This window comes from Chitinophaga sp. S165 (assembly GCF_003182155.1).
Lineage (GTDB): Bacteria > Bacteroidota > Bacteroidia > Chitinophagales > Chitinophagaceae > Chitinophaga.
Genome location: NZ_QGTG01000010.1, coordinates 104865 through 127942, shown reverse-complemented (window position 1 = coordinate 127942; position 23078 = coordinate 104865). Strand labels below are relative to the sequence as shown.

Genomic DNA, 23078 nt, shown 5'->3' with positions numbered 1-23078 from the left:
ATGTCCATATCCGGACATGCTTTATTATGAAAAATATGTGGAATCTCCCTGTGATAAAGGATCTTTGGTTTTGGCAACCTTCTTGCAAATAAAGGAACAAACAAATCCCGGTTATGAAAAGATCTATTGTTATAATTATCCTGACGTTTTGTTACTCACTATCAATATTTGCACAGTCAGAACAGCATGGCATAGTAGCTACGCAAGCCACAAAAGTTGACAATCTGTTTAACGCATACAACAACATAAACACAAGTGGTGTGAGCATAATGGTTATTAGAGATAGCCAGGTCATTTATAACCGTTCATTCGGCCTGGCTGATGTTGAACATAAGGTACCCGCTACACCTCAGACTAATTACAGGCTGGCCTCTGTTACTAAACAATTTACAGCAATGGCTATTATGATACTGAAAGATGAAGGCCGGATATCTCTTGATGATCCATTAGTGAAATTTTTCCCCAATATCCATAGCTATGGAAAGAAAATAACGATCCGGCATATGCTGAATCACACATCCGGGTTGCTGAACTATGGAGATCTCATCCCTGAGGGAACGACTATCCCTCTAACGGACAAGGATGTATTACACCTGATAGAGCCGTTGGATAGTACTGATTTTGAGCCGGGAACGAAGTTCGCTTACAGCAATACTGCCTACTCCCTGTTAAGCCTTATAGTAGCAAAAGTATCGGGGATGCCTTATAAAGATTTTTTAAAACAGAGAATATTTGAGCCGCTTGGAATGACATACAGCATCGCCAATGTGATGGGCGATAGTATCTATAACAGGGCCTACGGATACGATCAGAAGGCAGATGGTCTGAAAATGAGCGATCAGAGTATTTATAGTTATATACTCGGAGATGGCGGTGTTTATTCTTCTGTAACAGATCTGTATAAGTGGAACGAAGCACTTTATAAACCCGTGCTGGTGAAGCAGGAAACACTGGATGAGATATTCACAATAAGTTCAAAAGAACACGAGCACTTAGGATATGGGTACGGATGGTACATAGATACAAAATACGGAAAAAAGAGAGTATCACATACAGGAGGTACCTCGGGGTTCTCAACTTATATTATCAGATATCCTGAAATAAAATTCTCAGTGATCATCCTGGCTAATCTCGACGAAGGGTTTACTGTGGCAAAAGTAGGAGACGCCATTGAGGATATTTACCTGAAAGAAAAGGAACTATCTGGTAGTAGCATATCATTCAGGCAGTGACATCTATACTGGCAAGCATAAATTGGAGGAGATGGAAAAGCCGGAGTATGATCTCCGGCTTCTTCTGATTATTATACCCGAACAAAGCAGTGCCTATGAATATTGCATATTGTCTGCTGCTTAGTAAGGTGTGCGGAAGATCTTCGCCCTGTAGAACTTCGCTCCGCTCTTTGTTCTGTAATACTGGAAAGTACCGGTACTGGAATAGAAATCAACATAACGGGTACACCAGGTAGGATCGGTTACCGGGTCAGGTAATTCAGTTGTTTTCTCTGAATCCGGACGGGTAAGTACAAAGATGCCTGAGTTCTGTCTGCTGATCGCTTTTACCATCGTTTTATTGATGCCTGTTGCGCCACCAGGACCATCAGTCAACACCTCAGTTGTTTTGTTAAAGGAGTAAACGCCGCCATTGGTGCTTACCCATAGAATGTTGTTGTCATTCAGGTCTCTGGCGATGTCATGACCGTAAGGATTACCGCTGCTGGTAGTATTGAACTTACCTCTTCTTGCAGGTAGCTCCGTTAACGTAGGTGCTGCAGCCGTTCCGCCGACCTGCATGGCAATCACAAAATCATTGCCTGTCGCCCAAAGGATATTCTCAACCGGGTCGTACAGGACAGAATGTGCTTTGTTCAGACGAACGGATACATGTATCAGATTATCTGTACCGGTAGAAGAAGCAAATAACAATACAGAGTCTTTATCAGTAGCTGCCACTGCGATGTTACCATTCGGAAGCAGTTCTACACCATGGGGATTGAACCCGAGATTATAAGCCCATTTCTTTGTGCCTTCCGGATATTTCGCGATGGTAACCAATCCGCTTGAACAGGAAGATACAAGATGATTGCCTCCCCATGCACTGATAGTACGTACTTTAAAATCTGTCGGAAGTCCCCAATGATCGATAGCATATTGGGAATAACCCTTCGTGGTTGCAGGCTTCCATGACCATTTAAGCGCACTGGCGCTGTTCCAGTCAGCAACAGCGGGATCATAGATCTCAATCTGATTGCTGGCCTGGTTGCCTGTCCATACCCAGTCATCAGCAGCAAGTGCTACCTGCTCTGTTCTGGATTGCGATACTTTTTGAGTAGTGTCTTTTGCTGGGACCAGGCTTTCCTGTGTGCAGCATACAAAGACCGATGCGATACTTAAAGCTAGTAATCTTTTCATTTCAGCATTGTTAGTGTTTTCAAATAGGAATTAGTATCCGTCATTCTGCGGCAGCAGATTTGGATTTTTAATGATCTCTGCATCAGGGACCGGGAATATGGCATGCGTTGGTTTCACATTTCTTGCGCCTATCGGATTATCGTCAGCAACTGATTTTACCGCATCTACCAGTGTTCCCCAGCGGGCGAGGTCCCATTTGCGCTGGAATTCACCTACAAACTCGATAGCGCGCTCTTTCATGATCTGCTGACGTACAGCATCCTGGCCGAGACCTTCCAGTGCATCAGACAGCCCGCCATGTTCCAGCCGTACTTTATTGATCAGCTGTAACGCTTCGCCTGGTTTACCCTGTTCGTTCATAGCTTCTGCGAGGATCAGCAGCACATCTGAATAACGTTGGAAATACAGGTTCTTGCCACTGTTACGGTCATTGGCCTGGAGGTCCCAGAACTTAGCGCCGAACCAGGGACGATCTGTCTTTAAGAAGCGGGTGAATGGCTGATCTCCAAAGCTTGTAGCCAGCGTAACATCCTTTCTCTTATCGCCCGTTTCAAACATCTTGATGAATGCATTGGAAGGGTAATAGTTTTCGTAGCCTCTCAATACTGTAGTACCAAAATCAACTCCGGCGTGTGTCTTATTGTTGGCATCTTTCAACGGCATGAACCAGGTATAATAATAGTTCACCTTCGTGTTAGTATTGCTGGCTGCGTTCCTCAGGAACTGGATCTCAAAAACCGATTCCTTGTTATTTCTGAACTTGTTGTTCGGATCAAAAATATCTGCAAAGCTGATCAGGCTATATACACCCAGATCAACTACCTGCTGTGCGTATTGCTGTGCATTCGGCCAATCCTTTTCAAACAGGCTCACTTTCGCAAGCAGAGCTAATGCGGCGCCTTTGGTGGTCCTGCCTACATCACTGCCTGTCCATGTTGCAGGTAAATTAGCAGAGGCGTCCAGGAGGTCCGTTTTTATCTGTGCCCTTACTTCTCTCACTGATGTTCTCGGCAGCTTGCTTACTTCTTCTACAGATGCTTCTGTCGTCCACAAAGGCACATCACCGAAGGTATTAACGAGCATATAGTAATAGAGTGCTCTCAGATATTTCGCTTCGCCTAACAGGCGGCTCTTGAGCGCATCAGGGATCGGTGCGGCAGATACGCGATTGATGACCATATTGGCATTGCTGATAGCCCTGTAACACTTGGTCCAGATCCCTGTAACATTACCCGGAGCTGCAGCCGTGAAGGTATATTCCTGCGTGAAATCGTTGGTCGGCATATACATGATCAGGTCTGTTCCCTGTTCAATTGACTTCCATAGATCTTCCTGTCCAAAAATGTCATTGAGCGCAGAGTAAACGCCATTCACTCCCTGGATACATTGTGCCTCCGTTGAGAAGAACTGGTCAGGCGCAATGATACTGTGAGGTTTTTCGTCCAGCATATCGGTACATGCAGAGAAAAACAACATGGTTCCGGCTATAAGAGATATTGATATACTTTTAAATTTCATGACATTACATTTTAAAATCCAACATTGATACCGAAGGCATATGTCCTTGCGTTTGGATAAGTCCCATCATCCTTTGCACGGACAGTGGAGCTAGTTCCTTCTTTATTCACTTCAGGATCGAAGCCATTGTATTTAGTGGTCAGGAATAAATTGGTACCCGTAAAATAGATACTGGCCGATTTGATGGCCTTAGGAAGGAATCGTTGAAGGTTATAACTCAGCTGCAGCGATTTCAGGCGGATGAGTGATGCATCGTGCAGGAACCTTGAACTTGGTACGTTGTCCCTTGAGTTAACCGCAGGGATATCGGAGGTCGGGTTTGACGGCGTCCAGCGGTTTGCCATATAAGCAAACTGATTGGTATACTCTGCACCGCTTCCCATGAAGAACTCGATATAGTTATACATCGTATTGCCCTGGTTGTACTGAAAGAAGATATCGAGTGACAGATCTCTGTAGGTGAATGTGTTGCCGAAGCCACCAAACAGTTTCGGATTAGGTGTTCCCAGGTAAACATAATCATCGATGTTCAGCAGGCCATCACCGTTCTGGTCGGCATAACGTGGTTTACCAGGTTTATAGAAGCCTGATGGAGATACCAGTGTACGCTCACCTTTAGCCTTTGCCAGCTCGGCGTCAATTTCCTCCTGGTTGTGCCATACGCCGCCATAGGTTGCTCCGAAGTTAGCGCCGATAGGTACACCTACTTTCAGATAATTTGTATTAGCACCATACCCGTTATTATCAATAGAAACCATTACGAGCGGACCGACATCCAATACTTTCTGTTCGTTGGTAGATATAGTCAGGGTGGATCTCCAGTTGAAGTTTTTGGTCTTGATGATATCGCCGGAGATCAGGAATTCAAATCCTTTAGATTCTGTCTTACCAAGATTGACCAGACGCTGGCTAAAGCCTGTCTGCTGCGGGATCTGTACACTTAGCAGCAGGTCCCTTGTTTTCGTCTTGTAATAGTTCGCATCCAGGTTAAGTCTGCCATCAAACAAAACCACATCAGCGCCTATATCGATCTGTGAAGAAGTTTCCCAGGTCAGATCAGGATTTGACAATAAAGACTGTGTAAAGCCTAATACAGGAGCAGGGGAGCTGCCGAATACATAACTGCCGGCATTGGGCGCCAGTGTAGCTAATGACTGATAGTTACCTATACCCTGATTGCCTGATCTTCCGACACTAAAGCGGAACGCGAGATCATTCACTACATTATGAATAGCCAGCTTCTGGAAGAAGGGTTCGGAAGAAGCTCTCCATTTCAGACCGAGAGAAGGGAAGAAGCCCCATTTATGATTTGCAGCGAAGTTAGAAGCTCCGTCAGAACGGCCCGTCAGGGTCAGGTAATAACGCTCTTTGAAGTCATAGTTGATGCGGCCGAGGTAAGACAGTCTTGTATTTTCTCCTGCGTCAGAATTTACACCACGATTTGCCTGGATAGAAGCACCAAAGTTGTTATACTTCATGATGTCGTCTGTAAGACCTGTTACTGAGATGTTCATCCAGTTGTTCTCACGATGCTCATATGTAAAACCACCCAGCACATTGATATGGTGATCGCCGAAATTGCGGTCGTACGTAGCTGTGTTTTCATTCAGCACATAGGTGGATGTACCCATTTGAGAAGATGCATTCGCTGTTGTATTTCCCGTGGCTACCTTGTTAGGCATGTAGGAAGGAACGAAGTAGACACTTTTATTGTTTGACAAACTGGTACCTACAGCCGACTTTAATTTCAGTCCTTTCACAACCTCTGCCTGCAGAAAAAGATTAGCCTGCAGATCATTTACTGTGTTGTAGTTTTCAGTCAGCGCTGCTACTGCAGGAGGCGTATCGATATCACCACCGGAATACCAGATCGGGTTGTATGACACAAAGGTCCCATCTGCTTTATATACAGGCATAGTAGGAGGAAGTGTGATCATTGAACCCACCCAACCTGAGTTGGCGCCATAGTTGACGTTGCCATCATCGATACGATAATGACTACCGTTCAGGGTCAGGCCCATATTAACGCGGTCAGAGAATTTTTTGTTCAGGTTCACTCTTCCCTGGTATTTTTTAAAACCGGTACCAATCACGATCCCTTGCTGGTTGATAACATTACCTGAGATAAAATAGGTCATTTTATCACTTCCTCCGGAAGTAGACAGGTTGTAGCTTTGATAAACTGCGGCGCGTGTTGTGGCGTCTGTCCAGTTTGTACCCTGCTCACCTACAATAGCAATGGCAGAATCAATATTTGTATAAACGGGCGCACGATTCTGGTCTTTCCTTGATTCATTAATGAACTCAGCAAACTGCCTGGCGTTCATAAGATCAAGTGTTTTCGGGAGCTTTTGTACGCCGGTGATCACACTAAGGTTTGTTTTGTCTTGATTAGGCACGCCTTTTTTAGTAGTGATCAATACTACGCCATTCGCAGCTCTTGAACCATAAATAGCGGTGGCGGAAGCATCTTTCAGGATATCTATAGAAGCAATATCTTCCGGGTTTATCGTGTTGAGGTTCGCAGCGTCAATAAGTCCGTCTATGACATACAACGGCTCGTTGGTAGCAGTGATGGACCGTGAGCCACGCACACGGATCGTTGTTCCTGCACCTGGTGCACCATTGGTAGATTTAACATCCACACCTGCTGCCCGGCCCTGCAACATCTGATCTACCCTGGTAACCGGCATATTGTCGATGTCTTTTGGCGAGATGCTGGATACTGCACCCGTCAGGTCTTTTCGTTGTACAGTACCATAACCTACTACAACAAATTCTCCCAGTTTTTGCTGATCTACTTTCAGTACTATCGAGAGAGAAGACTCACCGGTTATTTTTATTTCACGGGTAACAAATCCTGCATAGGAAATGACGAGTACATCACCTTCGGATACATTTTTGATGATAAACCCTCCGTCTGTATTAGCAGCTGTTCCGTTTGATGTGCCTTTTAACCGGATAGTTGCTCCTATTAATGCATTCCCTTTTTCATCCGTAACCTTTCCTGATACATCTGAAAAGAGTGAAGCGTTTATTTCTGCGGGAGCAGTAAAAGGTGCCTTTCTTGTTACTACAATCGACTGATCTTCCAAATTGTATTTCAATGGCTGATCATCGAAGATCTTTTGAAGTACTACAGCTAGGTCTTCGTTATTTACCTGGATATTTACGGGCCTTGTATTTTGCATGGTCTTCCTGGTGAAGAGGAAGTCGTAACCCGTTTGTGTGCTGATCTTGTCAAATACTTTTTCTAAAGAAGTGTTCTTTTCTGATAAGGTTACTTTTTGCGCAAATGTTGTTGCGCTAACCTGAAGCGTCGTTAAGATGATTAGCAAGGTTGTGAGCTTCATAATCAACAAGCTTTGACGTATACAGCGTATTCGCCGTACAGATTTGTTAAGGTAATTTGTGTACATTTGTAGTCTGGATTGGACATGCGAAGGACCCTCCGGCATCTTGATGGAGATCCGTCACATTGATTAATGATATTTAATTGTTAAACATTCCAGGTAATTGGTCATCCGGCGGCACCCGTGATGGCCTTTTTTATTGGAATATGGAATAGGTTATTAGTATCTATTATGGCATAACGGTGACCCTCCTTCCTTCAATTTTAAAGTGTATACTTTCTGTTTTTTGAAGCATTTGCAGTACCTGACTGATATTCTTGGACCGGGATATTTTACCATTAAATAATTCTTCGGATAATTTCCCTTCATATTTCACCTCTTCTATGTTGTACCAGCGTTCCAGCTTTCTCATGATATCTTCTATCTTCTGATCGTTGAAGCGGAAATACCCGTTCTTCCAGGCAACAGCCTCTTCCACGTTGGCTTCCTGTATTGTGAATTGATTACCGGTGAGTAGCAATTGTTGGCCTGGTTTTAGTACAGAAGCTTTTTCCGAATGGGTTGATTGTACTTTTACACTACCTTGTAATAAAGTAGTAACGACAGCAGGCTCGTTACTATAAGCGTTTAGATTGAACTGAGTGCCCAGGACCAGTACTTTTTCCTGCACTGTTTTTACGATAAAAGGTTTACCGGCATTATGGGCCACTTCAAAGTAGGCTTCTCCGCTTAGCTCTACCTCCCGTTCATTGCCTGTGAACCTGACAGGGAATCTTAATGATGATGCAGCATTGAGCCATACCATCGTGCCATCCGTCAGCTGTAATTTATATTGTCCTCCTTTAGGCGTTTCTGCTGTATTGAAGCCGGCAGGCTGATTGTCTGCATTGTTCGCTGCACGGTCGTAAACAAGCGCTCCTTCGTCTGTCTTGACTACGTTGATACCCGATTGTGTAGCCAGTGTTCCTTCCGCTGTATCATCAAGGGTGATCTTCTTTCCGTTCGACAGTGTAAGGACAGCTACATTACCACCCGGCGCAATATCCTGTTGTTCAGTTTGTGCCAGCTGTTTAACAGATTTTTTATTGGTAAATAATACGGTAACTATTGAAGCGCATATCAGGATACTGGCAGCTACTGCATAGCGTAATATTTTGCCGGCTAACCGGTATTTCGGACGGGGAAGTTTTTTAAAGATGGCTGCTTTAGTGGTGTCATAATCTATTTGCTGCAGATCATCTGACTGCTGCTGAATCAATTCATCATACAGGTTTTCAAGCAAGATCTTTTCTTCCGGTGTACAGGTCCCTTTGATATATTTATCTAATAGTTCCTCAACATATTTTTTATCCATATTATAAACAGTAATGTCCCGTTTATAATAAGACCCCTAACATGTACTTAGGTATACATCGCCTGAAAAAAATATTTTAGAAGAAGAAAAGCGAGAGGAAGGGAGATAGTTTAGTTCGCAGAGAGGTTAAAGTACGGTGCATGGTGGTTTTAACACTGTTTTCAGCGATGCCCATTTCATCAGCAATCTGTTTATGAGAGAGCCCTTGTTCGCGGCTTTTAATATATACTTCCTGCATACGGGGAGGCAGTTTTTCGATCTCCTGTTGCAGGCGGTATTCAAGCTCCCTGGAATCCAACTCATTCACAGTAGCGTTTGTACCTTCTTTAAAAAGGGATGTCAGCTCATCGACGAAAGCTTCTCTGCGATTGCCTTTGGCGATCGCTTTTAAGCACCGGTTGCGAACGCCGGTATACAGATACGCCTTCAGGTTACTTTCGATGTGCCATTGCTCTGATTGTGTCCAGATGACAGTAAACAGGTCCTGTATCACATCAGCGGCTTCATTTTCATCTTTGAGGATCTTCAGTGCATGGATGAACAGTACTTTCCAGTATCTGTTATAAATCTCGGTAAAAGCTGAATGGTCCCTTTCCTGTACCAGGAAAACGAGTTCTATGTCCGTTGTTTCACCGTGATCCGGCATGATGGTTTCTGATTTGTCCCAATTAATTTGAGGACAAGTTTACCAACTATACCGTTTAGCTTCAAGGCCGGGACCATTATCATTATATTAAATTAGTGTTAAACAGTGGTAACATACACATCACTGTTCTGCGAGCTCATAATAGCGCTGGGCTACGCCTCCTACGATTCCCAGACCGTTTACAATATTATTATACACGATCACTTTTTCGGATAATGGATCTTCATTTTTTTCCCAGGCCATGTATGCGCTATTCAGGTAATTGTAGCTATGATAAGTAAGAGATGTTACTTCCACGGCCATCTTCAATTTATCACCGTAGACGTTTGACCTGAGTACGAACCGCGGACTACGACCGTTGAATAGCGCATCTGTTATATAGAGATCGCTGCGCATTTCATCGTTGAACAACGGCAGTTCTGCTTCATCTGTTTCGAAATATTGCAGCTGTTTATGTAGTTCAATGTTACCATAACTATCTTTCCATTCGTAGATCTGGTACAACCGTATGCGGTAGTAGTTTTGTACATCCGGATCATCGTGCAATTGAACGGTGACAGTAGCCTGTGTTTGCCAGCCATTGACCTGGGCTACTACCAGTTTTGTTTCACCTATTTTCACTGTGTCGGGAATCTTATCCGTGCCTGACACTTCTGCAAACCCGGGGATGGCAGCTGTTACACGATATGATGCGCCTGCTCTGGGCAGGGTGTTAGCACGATAATATGTAAAGCCCTGATTCACGAAGGGTGTAAGTGTTTCTTTGAACGTTCCGTTCTCGTACAGGTCCACGGTGGCATTTTTAGCTTCCTGCATCGGCTCAAAGTTATGAAGACGGCCGGAGAAGGTTACCCGGGCAATCATGACGCTATCTTTATTCATGAGCAGGTTCAATACCGGTTTGTTAGACTCTTCAGGAATAGCGATGTCGATGTATTTTTCGCAACTGCTGATCGTGAGTATAAGTAAGAAAAATAAAAGAGATCTGATCTGCATGGTTAGAATTTTAAGCTATAGGAGAAACTGGGTGTAAGTGGTAAGAGTATTGTACCATAGAGCTGGACTGAGGCAGTGGTTGCTGAATATTTATCCACGAAGTAAAAGAACGGGTTCATTTTATTATATGCATTCAGCGCACTGATATTCCAGGTACGTATGTTGCCGTTCTTTTTTTGTTTGATGAAATTGATACCAAGATCGAGACGATGAAAGGCCTGGATCCTTACATTATTCCTGCTGCTGATATAGTCTATGGTTGGAGGAAAGGGAGAAGTGGTCGGTGTGGTTGGTCCGGTCGTCCACTCATAGCGGGCAACGGGGAGCGTGAAAGGAGAGGCGGATTGATATGTCCAGCTGCCCGAAACCTCAATATTCTTCCGGAGTTTGTACACAGTTACGATATGAAGATCATGGCGGCGGTCGTATTTATAAGGGAATGTACGGCCATAATTCACATCAGGCAACCGGCGGTTCGCCTTCGCCCATGTGTATCCGAACCAACCAGTAAGCCGGCCTGTTTTCTTTTGCAGCAGCAGTTCCAAACCATAAGAATCGCCCATACCTGCAGTTACCTGTTCCTGCCAGCTATCGCCTTTGCTACTGGTAAGATAGTCTGCGCCTTCCTTGTATTCTATTACGTTGTACATTTTCTTGTAGTATACTTCCGTAGAGAATTCAAATTTGTTTTTAAACAGGTTACGGGAAATGCCGAGTGCGTATTGATCTGACTGTTGCGGTGCTATTTTTTTTGTAGCAGGCACCCATAGATCTGTAGGCAGTGAAATGGAGTTGTTAGCCAGCAGGTGAATGTATTGGGTCATGTGGGTATAAGAAGCTTTCAGTCCCCAGTCGCCGGGCAAAAGAAAACGCATGCTGGCACGTGGTTGCAAGGAATGATAAAACCGCTGCTGTACGCTGAAGGCGCTCCAGTGAAGACCTGCATTGAGTTTCAGGCGACGGGAGATCTCCCAGTCGTCTTCTGCATATAAGTCTGTCTCCATGCCTTTAATGTTGCTGTTATTGTTGACTGTATCCACTGATACACCTGTCTCATTGGTTTGGCGCATACGAAAGGTGCCCGGCGTAAATACACGATACATGTATGCAGCACCCATCTTGATGGAATGGGCAGGAGAGGGACGGTAATCAACATCTGTTTTGATGCCATAGTCCCTTATTCCGGAATTTAACTTGAGTGAATTGCTGTAGATCTCTTCATCATACTTATCTTCTGAGTAAATAGCAGTATTGAATTGATAACTGCTACCGATCAACATTGTATTAGCAAACAGCTTCGGTGAGAAGATATGGTTCCAGCGCAGGGTACCGGTGATATTTCCCCAGTGCACATCCAGGTCTGAAGTACTGGAGCTATCCACAGCAGGATTCATGGCATAGGAATATTTATCACGTATCCTGAGCTTATCTTTTCCCACATAAAGGCTGAGATAAAGCTTATCCTTATCTGAAAACTGGTGATGTATTTTTGTATTTAGATCGTAAAAGAAAGCACGGAATTTCTCGGGACCATCTTCCATACCTTTTATGATCGGGCCTGCTATCAGATCAGGATATGAGCGTCGGCCGGATACCACGAAAGATGTTTTTCCTTTTTTCAATGGCCCTTCTACAGTCAGTTGTGTTGACAACAGGCCAATGGAGAAATCGCCGTGCAGCTGATGCATGTCACCGTCCTTTGTAGAGATATCTATTACGGAAGAAAGTCTGCCGCCATAACGTGCCGGAAACGCGCCTTTATAGAGAGTCACATCTTTCAGTACGCTGGTATTGAATGTGGAGAAAACACCCAACAGGTGAGAGGGATTATACAATGGCGCGCCATCCAGCAGTATCAGGTTCTGATCGGGCGTACCACCACGTACAAGCAGCGCGCTGGTAGCTTCAGTGCCCTGTTTCACACCTGGCAGCAGCTGCAGTGTTTTTAACAGGTCAGCTTCTCCCAACAGGCGGGGCATGGAACGTACCTGTGAGGCGGGCAGATTGATGCTGCTCATCTGGGATGATTCCTGGATCCGTGTTACGCGTGTGGCGCTGACTGTTATTTCCCCCAGCTGCGTTCTACTGGTTTGAAGCCTGAAATTGATATGCGTATTGCCGTTCATCGGAACGACAGTATCCAGTCGCTGGTAGCCGATGTAAGAAACTTGTATATGCAATGAGTCGCCAGGTACTGTGAGGCTGTAGAAGCCGTAGTTATTGGTGGTAGTACCGGCCTGTTGTTGCTGTGCTACTAAAGAAACACCGATCAGCTTTTCACCACTTACCGCATCTTCCACAAATCCACTGAGTGTTTTTGCGGGGCGTGGTTTCGGTGTAATGAGAATATTGCCGCCTTTCTGTTTGAAGTCAAGCTGTGTCCCTTCCAGTAATTCTTTAAGGATCGTTTCCAGTTGAACATCCTTATAGACATGTGCTTTCACCTGGAAGCCTTTTACGCGGGTAAACTCAAAGGATATCGGAATACTGGTTTCCTGTTCCAGTTGTTTCAGTGCGGCTTCCAGCGACGTGGCCGGAATGCTGATACTGACTTTAGGATTGGTCTGTTGCGCATGGGCGCTAAACCAGATGGTTAGCAGTACAAAGGTTAAATAATAACGCATAGATCGTATTTAAGTAAAGGCATAGTTTCCCCTGCCGCTATTGCAGCCGGTAATGGTTTGTAATAAATTGTTTGTTTTTATGAATTAGTGTATGGTCACTTTGCCGTTGTTGAGTGTGTATTTTAGTCCGCTGATATCATGCAGGACCTCCAGCACCTCTTGTGCAGAAGACTGGCTGCTGATGCGGAGGTTAAAGCGATAAGCAGCAACATCCGCTTCATTGAAAACTACCTGCAGGCTGTAGTAGTTCTCCAGCATGCGGGCCACTTCTGCAAAGGTGGCGTTGTTTAAAGATATATTGCCTTTACGCCAGTCTGCCATTTTCACTTCTATCGGCGTGATGATGTGCGTATCCGGCCGGTAGCTGAGTTGTTCTCCTGCTTTTACTGTGCCCAGCAGGTGTTTACTGTCGGACACCTGTACAGCTCCTGAACTGACGAATACCTGCATAGATGTTAATTGCCTGTATGCTTTAATGGTGAACTCCGTACCCAGCACTTTCGTTTGCACACGGCCCGGAACATTTACTATAAAAGGATGCTCTGTTTGTTGCGGCACGGAGAAAAAGGCCATCCCATCGGTCAGTTCTATTTCGCGGCCGGCTTTACCGAAATCTTTCGGGTATCGTATAGTGGTACCCGGTTCCAGCCATATCTCAGACTGGTCAGGCATTTGCAGTCTCATGGCGCCTTTACCTGCAGGAGCTTCCAATACAACGTATGCCGGTTCCTCTTTGTTACTATACTTTTTATACATCAAAAAGGTAGCTACCAATAAGGCGACAGTTGCGGCAGCCTGCCACCAGATCCTTCTGCTTTTTACAGTGACAGGTGTTATGGAATGTATTTCATCAGATGATATAACATCGAATATTCCTGCCTTCAGCGCATCTTTCATCGCCGATCTTTCCTGGCCATCGCGCCATACCTGCCCGTTTTCCGGGAAAGCCGCATACCATTGCTCCAGCAATGCTCTTTCTTCGGGCGTACAAATGCCGAGGGCATGCTTTTCCAGTAAGGACGTTATGATATGCTCATCAGGTTGCTTCATATGTGCCAGTGTTTATTAGACAGTGCTCAAAATGGGTAAGTACTATGCCGGGTAAAAATTTATTCCATAAAAAAGTTACCCAGTCCTTCACGGAGTTTCTTTAAGGCGGTAGATAGCTGGTTTTTAACGGTTTGTGTGGATATGCCCCGTTTCTGCGCGATCTCTTCAATTGAAAGGCCATGATCACGGCTATCTATAAATACCTCACGCATCTTATCGGGCAGGCGTGCCAGTTCACGGCGATAGCTGGCCTGCAGGTCTGTCTTCGCCATGTATTCACCTGCGCTATGCGTTATCTGCGGTAAAGCCTGGCCTGCCAGCTGCTGGTATTTTTCCCGGGTGTTTTCAGATTTCAGATGATTGAGGACCTTGAAGCGGACGGCTGCACGAAAGTAGGCGGGAACAGATTCATTGATCTGTATTTGCTCCCGCTTTTGCCAGCAATACACGAATACTTCCTGCACAATATCTTTGGCGGCGTCTTTATCGTATAAATGCCAGAAAGCGGTCTCAAAAAGGGATTCCCAGTAACGCTCATATAATTCGCCGTAGGCGGATACATTGCCTTCCATGACAAGCTGCCAGAGTGTAGCGTCGGAGATATGTTGCAGGTCAGACGGAGGCATGATGAGTTCACAAAATGGTGGCGAAGGTAATAATTATATAGGTAGATTTGTAAAATCGTTTTAAGGGGTTAAATTTAGCCCATATCGAGGTTTGTACCTATGAAATTGAGATCATTTTTTTCAAAATATAGCGGACGTATTATCATCTGCGTAGTATTATTGCTCTTGTGGATCTTTTTTATACCCGGTCAGGAAGCATATTATCTCAGAAATACGGTGAAGCATTTCGAACGTCACATTTTGCAGCCAGGCCTTTTAGGGCTTTGTATGCTATTGTTCCTTATTATCGCCGTGCTGAGAATTATCAATGTAAAACCGTTGAAGGATGCACTGGTTGGAGCCTTTGCTTCACTCATCGTGCTTATTATAGTAGCGTTTATTTTTGAACGGCTGTTGTTAAGCGGGCTCCTGTTTATAAACAGGTTGATTACAACAGACAGGGACATAGAAAAACAGTATGTTGTTAAGTTCTCTGATGATTCCGCTGGTGTAAAGCAGATGCTTATCTATGATCCCGTTACAGACGAATATTCCGGTGATGAGGTTTTAATTAGAAGCATTCGTCTGCAAGGCAATCCTCAAAAGGGTCCTGTTGCCGTTCTATTCGATAAAGGCATTTTTGGTATCGAACATCCTCACATGATTGATGTGAAACAGTAAGGTGAGCACAAGCGGCTTGATCTTTATTGTATACTGCAAATTTGTTATATTTGAGTATGTGTAAGATATCTATCCTGAAAATCCTGCTACCCTTATTTCTATCCTGTGCGGATGCCCCTGATAAGCTATCAGAACGGGAGCAACCGGTAATGCTTATGGATGATTCACTTGTCGAGGTAACTGATACGACTATCGCAGTCAGTGGGTCCAATATCAAAACTGGTAGCATCACTCCGGCGGAGGTTATCACATTCTCAAAAACGCTGAAAGGTATCAAATATAAATACAGTTCTACCGATCCTAAGAAAGGATTTGACTGTTCCGGCTTCATCACTTATGTTTTCAATCATTTTAAGATAGAAGTGCCCCGTACTTCTGTTGGTTTTACCAACGAAGGGCAGGAGGTCAAACTTGCGGATGCAACACCAGGGGATCTCATCCTCTTTACCGGGACAGATAGTACTATCAGAACAGTGGGACATATGGGGATCATCACGCAGTCGGGCGATAGTGTCGTATTTATTCATTCTACTTCAGGAAAAGCGAACGGGGTAACTGAAACAACGCTTAACCCTTATTATATGGGACGATTCGTAAAAGTGATACGGGTTTTCCAAAGTATTAAATAACTGTATTAGCAAGTTCTCCAACTTCTGTTGTTACACAGAAGCAGGAGAACAGCTTTTAAATAATTAAGCCATTTTGAAGATCACACGTTTTACAGTGTATCCTTCGTCAATTTTTTTGATACAAAACTCACCGACATAACCGGATGGTTCGTCACGGTAAATAAAATCAGCCCACACATACCTATCATTGATCCATTCCATTTCGGGCTTAATAGTCAGGTCTTTTAACCAGGTCAGGTCATTCAACCATTCTTTTCCATCAAAAGAGGAATCCTTTGGTATTTCATGGATCAGGTAATGGTCTTCCCAAACTACAAAGAGGGAATCTAACCAATCATCATATTCACTACCGATCAATTCAGTGGCATCATCTAATTTTCCGTTTTGCAGCAGTTGGAAATATTCAGAGATCAATGCTTCAACTTCTGGTTTGGCTGGTTCGTTTGTCCAGGTTTTCATGTTGTTTTTGGAGATTATTTGTTGGTGAAATAAAATATATTAGGGATAATTGAAAGTAGGTGCGTTATGAAAGTTATCCTGAAGCACAATAGGGTTTTTCAAATGAGATACTCTTTAAACCAGAGATTGAGTTTATTCGGAAAGCGAAAGGAACTATAATTCAGGCTGACGTTAAAATGGATCAATTATAACAGCACAGCGGATAATTGGACATATTAGTTCTTTCTTGATATGGATATGTAAAGCTTATTGCAATAAATCAAATGATTTGGCATCGATTTTTTCGGACTGTTTGTTGTTCGATTTTTGTACCGTGTTCCAAAACAAAAAAAGCGAAGCATTATCCTCCATAAATTGTTTGAGTCTTTCTCCGGGGGATTTAGAGAGCCATATTTTTAATTGCAGCTCTTTTATATGTTGAGGTGTGTCATTCATGTCCTAATAAATTAAAGGGATTTAACTTGAGTTTTTTAACCCATTGGTTAATATATGGCCAATCTAGTTGTTCAATAGCAGTAAGGTTTTTGATATCGTCCATCTGTTGTGGTGATTGAAAATCCTGTATCCAAATGAGCTTTGAAATAAGTAAATCTTCTGGAGATACCACATAGATTGGCATATCCAAAAAATCTACTTTCCTTCTTCTATTAAATTCTTCTTGCCTAAAAGCTTGGTTCTTTAAAATTACGAAATCAGCTTTAAAACCAGATGCATGATCAATGATATTGAACATACTTCGATTTCTAATTGCATCTTGTATTGCATCTTTGTCGCAATAATAGCCTTCTTGGAAATGCTGAATAAAGCGATCGATATTTTTTTCTTCAAGATGAATTATGAAGTCAAAATCTCTTGTCGCTCTTGGTACGATATATATACTCATTGCAACACTGCCAGAGAGCATATACGGAGTATTTGATTCTCTTAATACATCTATTATTTTTTGAAAAAATGCGATCATATGAGGTGTAATTTACTTTAAATCCTTCATTTAATCAAAGTGCGTTGATTAAGTAGTTGATTACTATTGGTATATAAATATATATAGCTGGTTCAATAGTTTAACATTTTAACATAATAAACGCATTATTATGCAATGCGTAAGCTAGGTGCTGCTTACGATTGTACGGTTTTTAGAAGCGACAGCGGAGAGGTTTAATGAATATGAAATATGCTGCCGGCGATATAATTCCAATACTTCGATGTTCTTGCGGTTTTGATGTATGTTAGATTCTTTGAGCAGGCTTTTTTTCTATTGACTGTGTTTGGAAATATAGCGACACGATGATCAACTATGTAGTTATCCTCTTTGAAATTCTCTTTTTTCTTTGCGGGTTCTACGCAATTTTAACCCGAAATGAAGCTCTTTTTAACCCCATTATACAAGGTTTATACAAGGCTTATCTTACGTTCATCTTACGTCTTTGAACGTAGGATGAACGTAAGATAAGCCTTGTATAAACCTTGTATAATCAATGTTTTATGGAGGTTTTTTCGGAAGAAAATTAAAGCTGGTGTGATCTTTTTAAGGCCGTTTTTTCGTATCTTCGCAAGAGTATAGCAGAGAGGTTGGAATTGCCTATGCGCCCCAGGCATTTTCAAAACAGAATAAATCTAAACTTTTTTTATCATTTATAAGTTGCATCATTTGCGACAGAAGAGAAGCGCCTTCTGTATGTCAAGTGCGTGTGCTTTGATGATCTTTATTTTTTAATCTTTAAAACTAAAATATGGCTTATGTAAAACGAAATATGTTCATAGATGGTGTGTCCGGCACTATCGCTAATCAAATGACCCTTAAGGTCAGAAAAGGGAAGACCGTCGTATGTGTTAAACGTGGTGCTGACACGATGGCGCCTACGGAGCGGCAATTAGTTGCGAGGGATAAGTTTGAAGATGCCTCTTTGTACGGGAAGGAGGCGATAGCTGATCCTATAATGAAACTGATGTATGCCGCAGCGGCAGAAGGCGGGCAAACTGCTTATAACGTCGCTGTTATGGATGCTGCCAGACCGCCTAAGATTGTTCTTATCAACACAGAAAAGTATAGCGGAGCTATTGGCGATGTTATCACTGTCGCTGTCAGAAATGTGGTCCGCGTTAAAGCAGTGGAGGTGAAGATTCTGTCAGCAACAGGGGATGAGGTGGAACAGGGAAAGGCTGTACCGGGTGGTGGTAAGTCTTATTGGACGTATGAAACTACCGTCGTTAATACTATATCGAAAGGTGTCCGTATACTGATCATGGCGACTGATTTTCCAGGTAATGTTGTCCATGCAGAGAAACTGATCTAAGCCGGGAAGTATTCTAACTGAGCAATACAAAATGTAGCGTTGTACTAAGAGTAGATAGGAGATTATTGTTTAAATTTAGAGAAAGCTCCCCGCCGCATGAAAAACTGGATACTTCTTTTTGCCCTTTTTACAAATCTTACAATGTACGGACAGTCCGGGTTATACACTATGGACGATAATAGTAAACTGATCATCAGTCCTTCGTATAAACCTGATTTCAGATATAGAAGGACAGATGGTACATCTGGCAGGTTATACAGGCAGAAAGACAGTTCTTTTATATCTGCTCCGGGGTGGGCGAAAAAAGAGAATCCAAATATTTTTGTATGGTTTAAGGGGGGTGATATTTCATTCAGTGAGAATGGAAAAGTGCTACATGGAAAAAAGGCAGTGCCCAGGAACATCCCGCTTACTTTTGGAGATAGTCTTTACGGAGAATTGTTTCTGCCGGTTAAGGGATCACCCAATGCTGTAGTGGTCTTGCAATTTGGCTCCGGACAAGAGTCCGCCGTTGCAAGTAATTATCTGCAATATTTGTTGCCGATTGATAATATAGCCGTTTTTGTATTTGATAAGAGAGGAACGGGGAAGTCTGCCGGTAAGTATACAGCAGACTTTATAACGATGGCCAAAGACATGGCTGCTGCCGTTGAGAAGATAAGAGAGCAGCCGGAAGTAAAGAAGATCCCTCTTGGTGTGATGGGCGAAAGCCAGGGAGGATGGGTTGTACCGCTCACAGCATCTCTCACCAAAGTAGATTTTGTTATATCGAGTTATGGATTGGCTATTAGTCCGCAGGAAGAGAACAGACAAGAAATGATCAATGGACTGCCAGATACGTCTTTTCTGCGCCCCGCATTAGAAGTAGCTGCTGTTACCGATCGTATTGTGAAAACTAAGTTTCGCGAAGGTTTGCAGGAGCTGGCGGTGCTGAAAAGTAAATACGGGAACGAGGAATGGTATAAAACACTCAATGGCGACTACACTGGTCTCGTGGCCAATGCCACTGAAACGCAAATGTCGCTGTATAAAGCAATGTTCAATTTTGATATTGACCTGGAGTATGATCCGATGCCTGCACTTAGAAAGGTGAAAGAACCTATGTTATGGGTGGTTGCCGGGAAAGATACAGAGGCTCCGAATACAGAAACCATTGCGCGACTAAAACAATTGCAATCAGAAGGATCGCATCTGGACCTCATCATATTCCCGAATGCAGATCATGGTATGATAGAAATAAGAGGGAAGGAGCTGCTGGGGAAACAATCCGATGGATATTTCAGACTGTTGAAAGACTGGATATTGACGAGGAAGATTAGCAGGCAGTATGGGGATGCGATACAATTGCCGTTTAAAAGGTAGTGTAGTTTTGCATCTATGAGCAGAATGCAGTTAATTGTTGAATAACGTCATGGATATGCATCCTCAACTTTATACACTAGAAGTTCATCGCTTTGGCAATGAATAACTTCAGATGAATTGTACACGTGAACTCTCCAAAGGAATGACAGATCTTCTTTTGTCATTGCAGAGAAATACAATTTTGCGGACAGTGTCCGCAAAATATCAGAATATACTTTATAAAAGTCTTTACATATATGGAGATGCCTTTCCCGATGAGATGTGATACCAGCTTTTTTAGATTCGCAGCAATCTCCTTATAAAGTCTTTGACCGTATTTTGAATGATGTTTCAATGGTACATCGCTCAGCTTCTATAGCTAACGTTCTGGCGAATATAGCGCGGGACTCATACGGATAATTTAAGAAACCAGATAAAGATCTGATTCCGTTTAATCTTTCAAGATATTAATGAAGTCTTTCAATATTTTTATCAGCGTAATGATTTAAATGCTGCCCTTAATTCTTCACTAAATGCTTTAGGCTGTTCCCAGGCTGCGAAGTGTCCACCCTTAGGGACTTTATTAAAATAAATGAGTTTCGGATATGCCTGTTTCGCCCAGTTTTCGGGGGCTGCATATATTTCATCCGGGAAAACACTTACGGCAACAGGGATGGTGACATTCCTCGGATCGAAGAAACCACCCTTTGCGATCTGAAAAGTTTCCCAATAGAGACGGGCTGAAGAAATAGCTGTATTTGTTAGCCAATACAAGGTCACATTATCAAGGATATCGTCTCGGGTAAGTCCTTCTTCCTTTCCATCAAAAACCCTCGCAATGAGCTCATAACTGCGAATATCATGATCAAGCATCCAGGCAGCTAGTCCGATAGGGGAATCGTCAATTCCGTAGAGCGTTTGCGGACGCAGGCCCATCTCCTGTGCATAAGCGATGCCCTTTTTAAAGAAGTAATCCAGCTGTTGATATGCATTCTTTTCATCAGCGGAAAGATCAGAAGGCATTACGCCGGCTGATAACGCTTTTGTAATAGCTGCCGGGACTGTTGCAGGCATGTTAGTATGAATACCCGCCAATTCCGGAGGAGCTATCAACGCCATTGTTTCTGAAACAGCATTACCCCAGTCTCCCCCCTGCGCTACATATTTTTTGTACCCCAGCCGCTTCATCAGTTCGATCCATGCTTTGGCGATGTGAACAGGTTCCCAGCCCGTGGCTGTTGGTTTGCCGGAAAAACCATGACCGGGAAGTGAGGGTATAACAACATCGAAAGCGTCTTCAGCAGTTCCACCAAAAGCTGTTGGATCGGTGAGCGGGCCAATGATCTTTATCTGTTCGATGATCGAACCGGGCCAGCCATGCGTAATGATGACGGGAAGGGCGTTCTTATGTTTCGAACGGACGTGGATAAAATGTATATCCACTCCATCTATATTGGTCGTGAATTGTGGTAAGGCGTTCAACTTAGCTTCGATCTTACGCCAATCATAGTCTTTTGCCCAATAGGCGGCGAGTTTCTGCATTGTGGCAAACTGCACTCCCTGTGACGCATCACTGACTGTTTCGGGTTTAGGCCACTTGGTAGCCTGCACACGCCGCCGTAGATCGTCTAGGTCTGCCTGTGGGAAATGTACCTGGAAGGGCCGGATCTCTTCAACGGAAGTGGATCCGGAGGAAGACGTTGTCTGCGCATCAACGTTAGTGCTCTGGGGGGCAATAGCTCCTGCCAGGATTGTACTTAGCAGGATTTTTTTGCTTGTTTTCATTGTTTTCGTTTTTACATTTTTTGAGTAAACGGCATGACGGGGCACTGCCGGTTTGTGGCTATTGTTCAACTGCGGATCAAAGGGAGGGAATTATGTTGGTGTTGGCTACCACTGTTTTAAACACGGAGGAGTTTAAATTGTTTGCGGAAGGATCAAGATAAGCAGATCGAAGACGTGAGATTAATTAATAACAAGAGGGGACGCATAACGCCCCCTCCAGATATTTTAGCCGCGGGAAAAAGTGTCTGTTTATTGGCAGGTAGGGCTATCAATGAACAGGAAACGATATGTGCCACAACCCTTGTCGAGATAGACGCCCAGGGCTCCAGTTGCAACGTTAAGTTTTTGTAACCTCGCTTTTATTCCGGAAAGGGATTTCTATATTTAAAGCTTTTATGTTCGGGAAGATGAATGCAGCTTTCTCTCTTTAACAACTTAACTATGAGATATATTATTGCAGGTATCGCAACATTGTTATGTACTTCGATGTCCATATCGAAGTCTGATCTGGCAATGAAGATCGGGCGTGCTTATACCGTCGATTCTTTGGGAGCGTGCCAGGGTATTTCTTACCAGGAGGGTAAATTCTTTCTGTATGGAGACAGGGAAACAGGCGTGATCAGGGAGTATGCCTTGCGGGGCGATAGCCTGGTTTATGCAAACAAGGAAATGAAGCTGACCGTACATGATACGGATGTGATCAACCATCCTACAGGTTTTGCTTATCGCAGGAATGCACCTTTTTTTATTGGCAATAGCATCCGGCTTAATAAGGAAGGTACCAGCTGGCGCGCTGTGATCTATTGCGTGGATTGGAATGGACTGCAGCGGACCGGTACCCTTGATGGTAACCTGCTCAATACGATCGAAGATGACGCCTGTATTCAGGGCACACGGCCTGAATACGTTCAATATAAGAAGAACTGGTATGTAGCCACCGCCGACTATGGCGGCAAAGGGAATGAGGTACGTTTATATGATCCTGCTGCTTTACGAAAAGCAAAGAAGACTTCGGATAAGGATGTGCTCTATAAGAAGTTCACCTGCTCGCCGTGGGTGCAGAATCTATACTGGATGGCTGACAACGGACTGTTGGTACTTATCCAGAACCAGATAGAAGGAAGAAAATGGCGATTCACATATGTGGACCTCGCCGCCAGCATTGCTACCGGTAAACAGCAGGTAGTGAAAGTGATTGATATTGACGAACGGAATGATGAGCTGGAAGGATTTACTTTTCTACCGGGTTACAGGAAAGGATTTGCAGTAAGTTCCTCCCGTCGTGATAATGTGAATATGATGAATATCTCTCAGTAAGATTATGGTACACTG

Annotated in this window: 19 protein-coding genes; 6 read left to right on the top strand and 13 right to left on the bottom strand. The window is 43.6% G+C overall.

The genetic code is table 11. The annotated features are described in order from the left end of the window. Positions 1-113 precede the first annotated feature (113 nt). Positions 114-1232 carry a serine hydrolase gene (locus C7475_RS28270; protein WP_110056791.1) on the top strand — a complete coding sequence of 373 codons (1119 nt, stop codon included), beginning with the start codon at positions 114-116 and terminating at the stop codon, positions 1230-1232. A 120-nt stretch (positions 1233-1352) separates the two neighbouring features. Here the strand turns inward: C7475_RS28270 and C7475_RS28265 are convergent, their stop codons facing one another. The 9 genes from C7475_RS28265 to C7475_RS28225 form a co-directional block, all read right to left on the bottom strand. Continuing rightward, the gene (locus tag C7475_RS28265) at positions 1353-2411 is read right to left on the bottom strand and encodes a DUF6528 family protein (RefSeq protein ID WP_110056790.1); all 1059 of its coding nucleotides are present in this window, start codon (positions 2409-2411) and stop codon (positions 1353-1355) included. 30 nt (positions 2412-2441) lie between these two features. Further along, positions 2442-3929 carry a RagB/SusD family nutrient uptake outer membrane protein gene (locus C7475_RS28260; RefSeq protein WP_110056789.1) on the bottom strand — a complete coding sequence of 496 codons (1488 nt, stop codon included), beginning with the start codon at positions 3927-3929 and terminating at the stop codon, positions 2442-2444. 11 nt (positions 3930-3940) lie between these two features. Further along, the gene (locus C7475_RS28255) at positions 3941-7282 is read right to left on the bottom strand and encodes a TonB-dependent receptor (RefSeq protein ID WP_158286642.1); all 3342 of its coding nucleotides are present in this window, start codon (positions 7280-7282) and stop codon (positions 3941-3943) included. A 229-nt stretch (positions 7283-7511) separates the two neighbouring features. After that, positions 7512-8636: a FecR family protein gene (locus C7475_RS28250; RefSeq protein WP_110056787.1), complete on the bottom strand. Its 1125-nt coding sequence runs from the start codon at positions 8634-8636 to the stop codon at positions 7512-7514. A gap of 76 nt (positions 8637-8712) precedes the next feature. Next, the gene (locus C7475_RS28245) at positions 8713-9282 is read right to left on the bottom strand and encodes an RNA polymerase sigma factor (RefSeq protein WP_110056786.1); all 570 of its coding nucleotides are present in this window, start codon (positions 9280-9282) and stop codon (positions 8713-8715) included. 120 nt (positions 9283-9402) lie between these two features. Beyond that, complete coding sequence (locus C7475_RS28240; protein WP_110056785.1) at positions 9403-10278, bottom strand: DUF4249 domain-containing protein; 876 nt, start codon at positions 10276-10278, stop codon at positions 9403-9405. Between the two features lie 2 nt (positions 10279-10280). Further along, complete coding sequence (locus C7475_RS28235) at positions 10281-12902, bottom strand: TonB-dependent receptor (protein WP_110056784.1); 2622 nt, start codon at positions 12900-12902, stop codon at positions 10281-10283. Positions 12903-12986: 84 nt separating this feature from the next. Continuing rightward, positions 12987-13952, bottom strand: coding sequence for a FecR family protein (locus C7475_RS28230; protein WP_110056783.1), 966 nt, complete (start codon positions 13950-13952; stop codon positions 12987-12989). Between the two features lie 59 nt (positions 13953-14011). Next, positions 14012-14578 carry an RNA polymerase sigma factor gene (locus C7475_RS28225; RefSeq protein WP_110056782.1) on the bottom strand — a complete coding sequence of 189 codons (567 nt, stop codon included), beginning with the start codon at positions 14576-14578 and terminating at the stop codon, positions 14012-14014. 216 nt (positions 14579-14794) lie between these two features. Here C7475_RS28225 and C7475_RS28220 point away from each other — a divergent pair, with 216 nt between their 5' ends. Next, positions 14795-15238, top strand: coding sequence for a hypothetical protein (locus C7475_RS28220; RefSeq protein WP_146217685.1), 444 nt, complete (start codon positions 14795-14797; stop codon positions 15236-15238). Positions 15239-15294: 56 nt separating this feature from the next. After that, on the top strand, positions 15295-15867 hold the full coding sequence (locus tag C7475_RS28215) for a C40 family peptidase (protein ID WP_110056780.1): 573 nt from the start codon (positions 15295-15297) through the stop codon (positions 15865-15867). Between the two features lie 63 nt (positions 15868-15930). Here the strand turns inward: C7475_RS28215 and C7475_RS28210 are convergent, their stop codons facing one another. The 3 genes from C7475_RS28210 to C7475_RS28200 form a co-directional block, all read right to left on the bottom strand. After that, positions 15931-16326 carry a hypothetical protein gene (locus tag C7475_RS28210; protein WP_110056779.1) on the bottom strand — a complete coding sequence of 132 codons (396 nt, stop codon included), beginning with the start codon at positions 16324-16326 and terminating at the stop codon, positions 15931-15933. A gap of 246 nt (positions 16327-16572) precedes the next feature. Then, entirely contained in the window at positions 16573-16761 is a 189-nt protein-coding gene (locus tag C7475_RS28205) for a hypothetical protein (protein WP_110056778.1), read from the bottom strand. Continuing rightward, positions 16754-17287, bottom strand: coding sequence for a DUF6036 family nucleotidyltransferase (locus C7475_RS28200; protein WP_110056777.1), 534 nt, complete (start codon positions 17285-17287; stop codon positions 16754-16756). Before C7475_RS28200 ends, C7475_RS28205 begins: the two co-directional genes overlap by 8 nt. Before the next feature lie 769 nt (positions 17288-18056). Here C7475_RS28200 and C7475_RS28195 point away from each other — a divergent pair. Both C7475_RS28195 and C7475_RS28190 read left to right on the top strand, forming a co-directional pair. Further along, positions 18057-18620, top strand: coding sequence for a hypothetical protein (locus tag C7475_RS28195; protein ID WP_110056776.1), 564 nt, complete (start codon positions 18057-18059; stop codon positions 18618-18620). Between the two features lie 96 nt (positions 18621-18716). After that, on the top strand, positions 18717-19982 hold the full coding sequence (locus C7475_RS28190; protein ID WP_110056775.1) for a S9 family peptidase: 1266 nt from the start codon (positions 18717-18719) through the stop codon (positions 19980-19982). A 471-nt stretch (positions 19983-20453) separates the two neighbouring features. On the opposite strand, the gene C7475_RS28185 is transcribed toward C7475_RS28190, so the two are convergent. Beyond that, positions 20454-21746, bottom strand: a complete 1293-nt coding sequence (locus C7475_RS28185; RefSeq protein ID WP_110056774.1) for an epoxide hydrolase family protein — start codon at positions 21744-21746, stop codon at positions 20454-20456. A 441-nt stretch (positions 21747-22187) separates the two neighbouring features. On the opposite strand from C7475_RS28185, the gene C7475_RS28175 reads away from it, so the two are divergent. Next, entirely contained in the window at positions 22188-23063 is an 876-nt protein-coding gene (locus C7475_RS28175; RefSeq protein WP_110056772.1) for a hypothetical protein, read from the top strand. Positions 23064-23078: the final 15 nt, after the last annotated feature.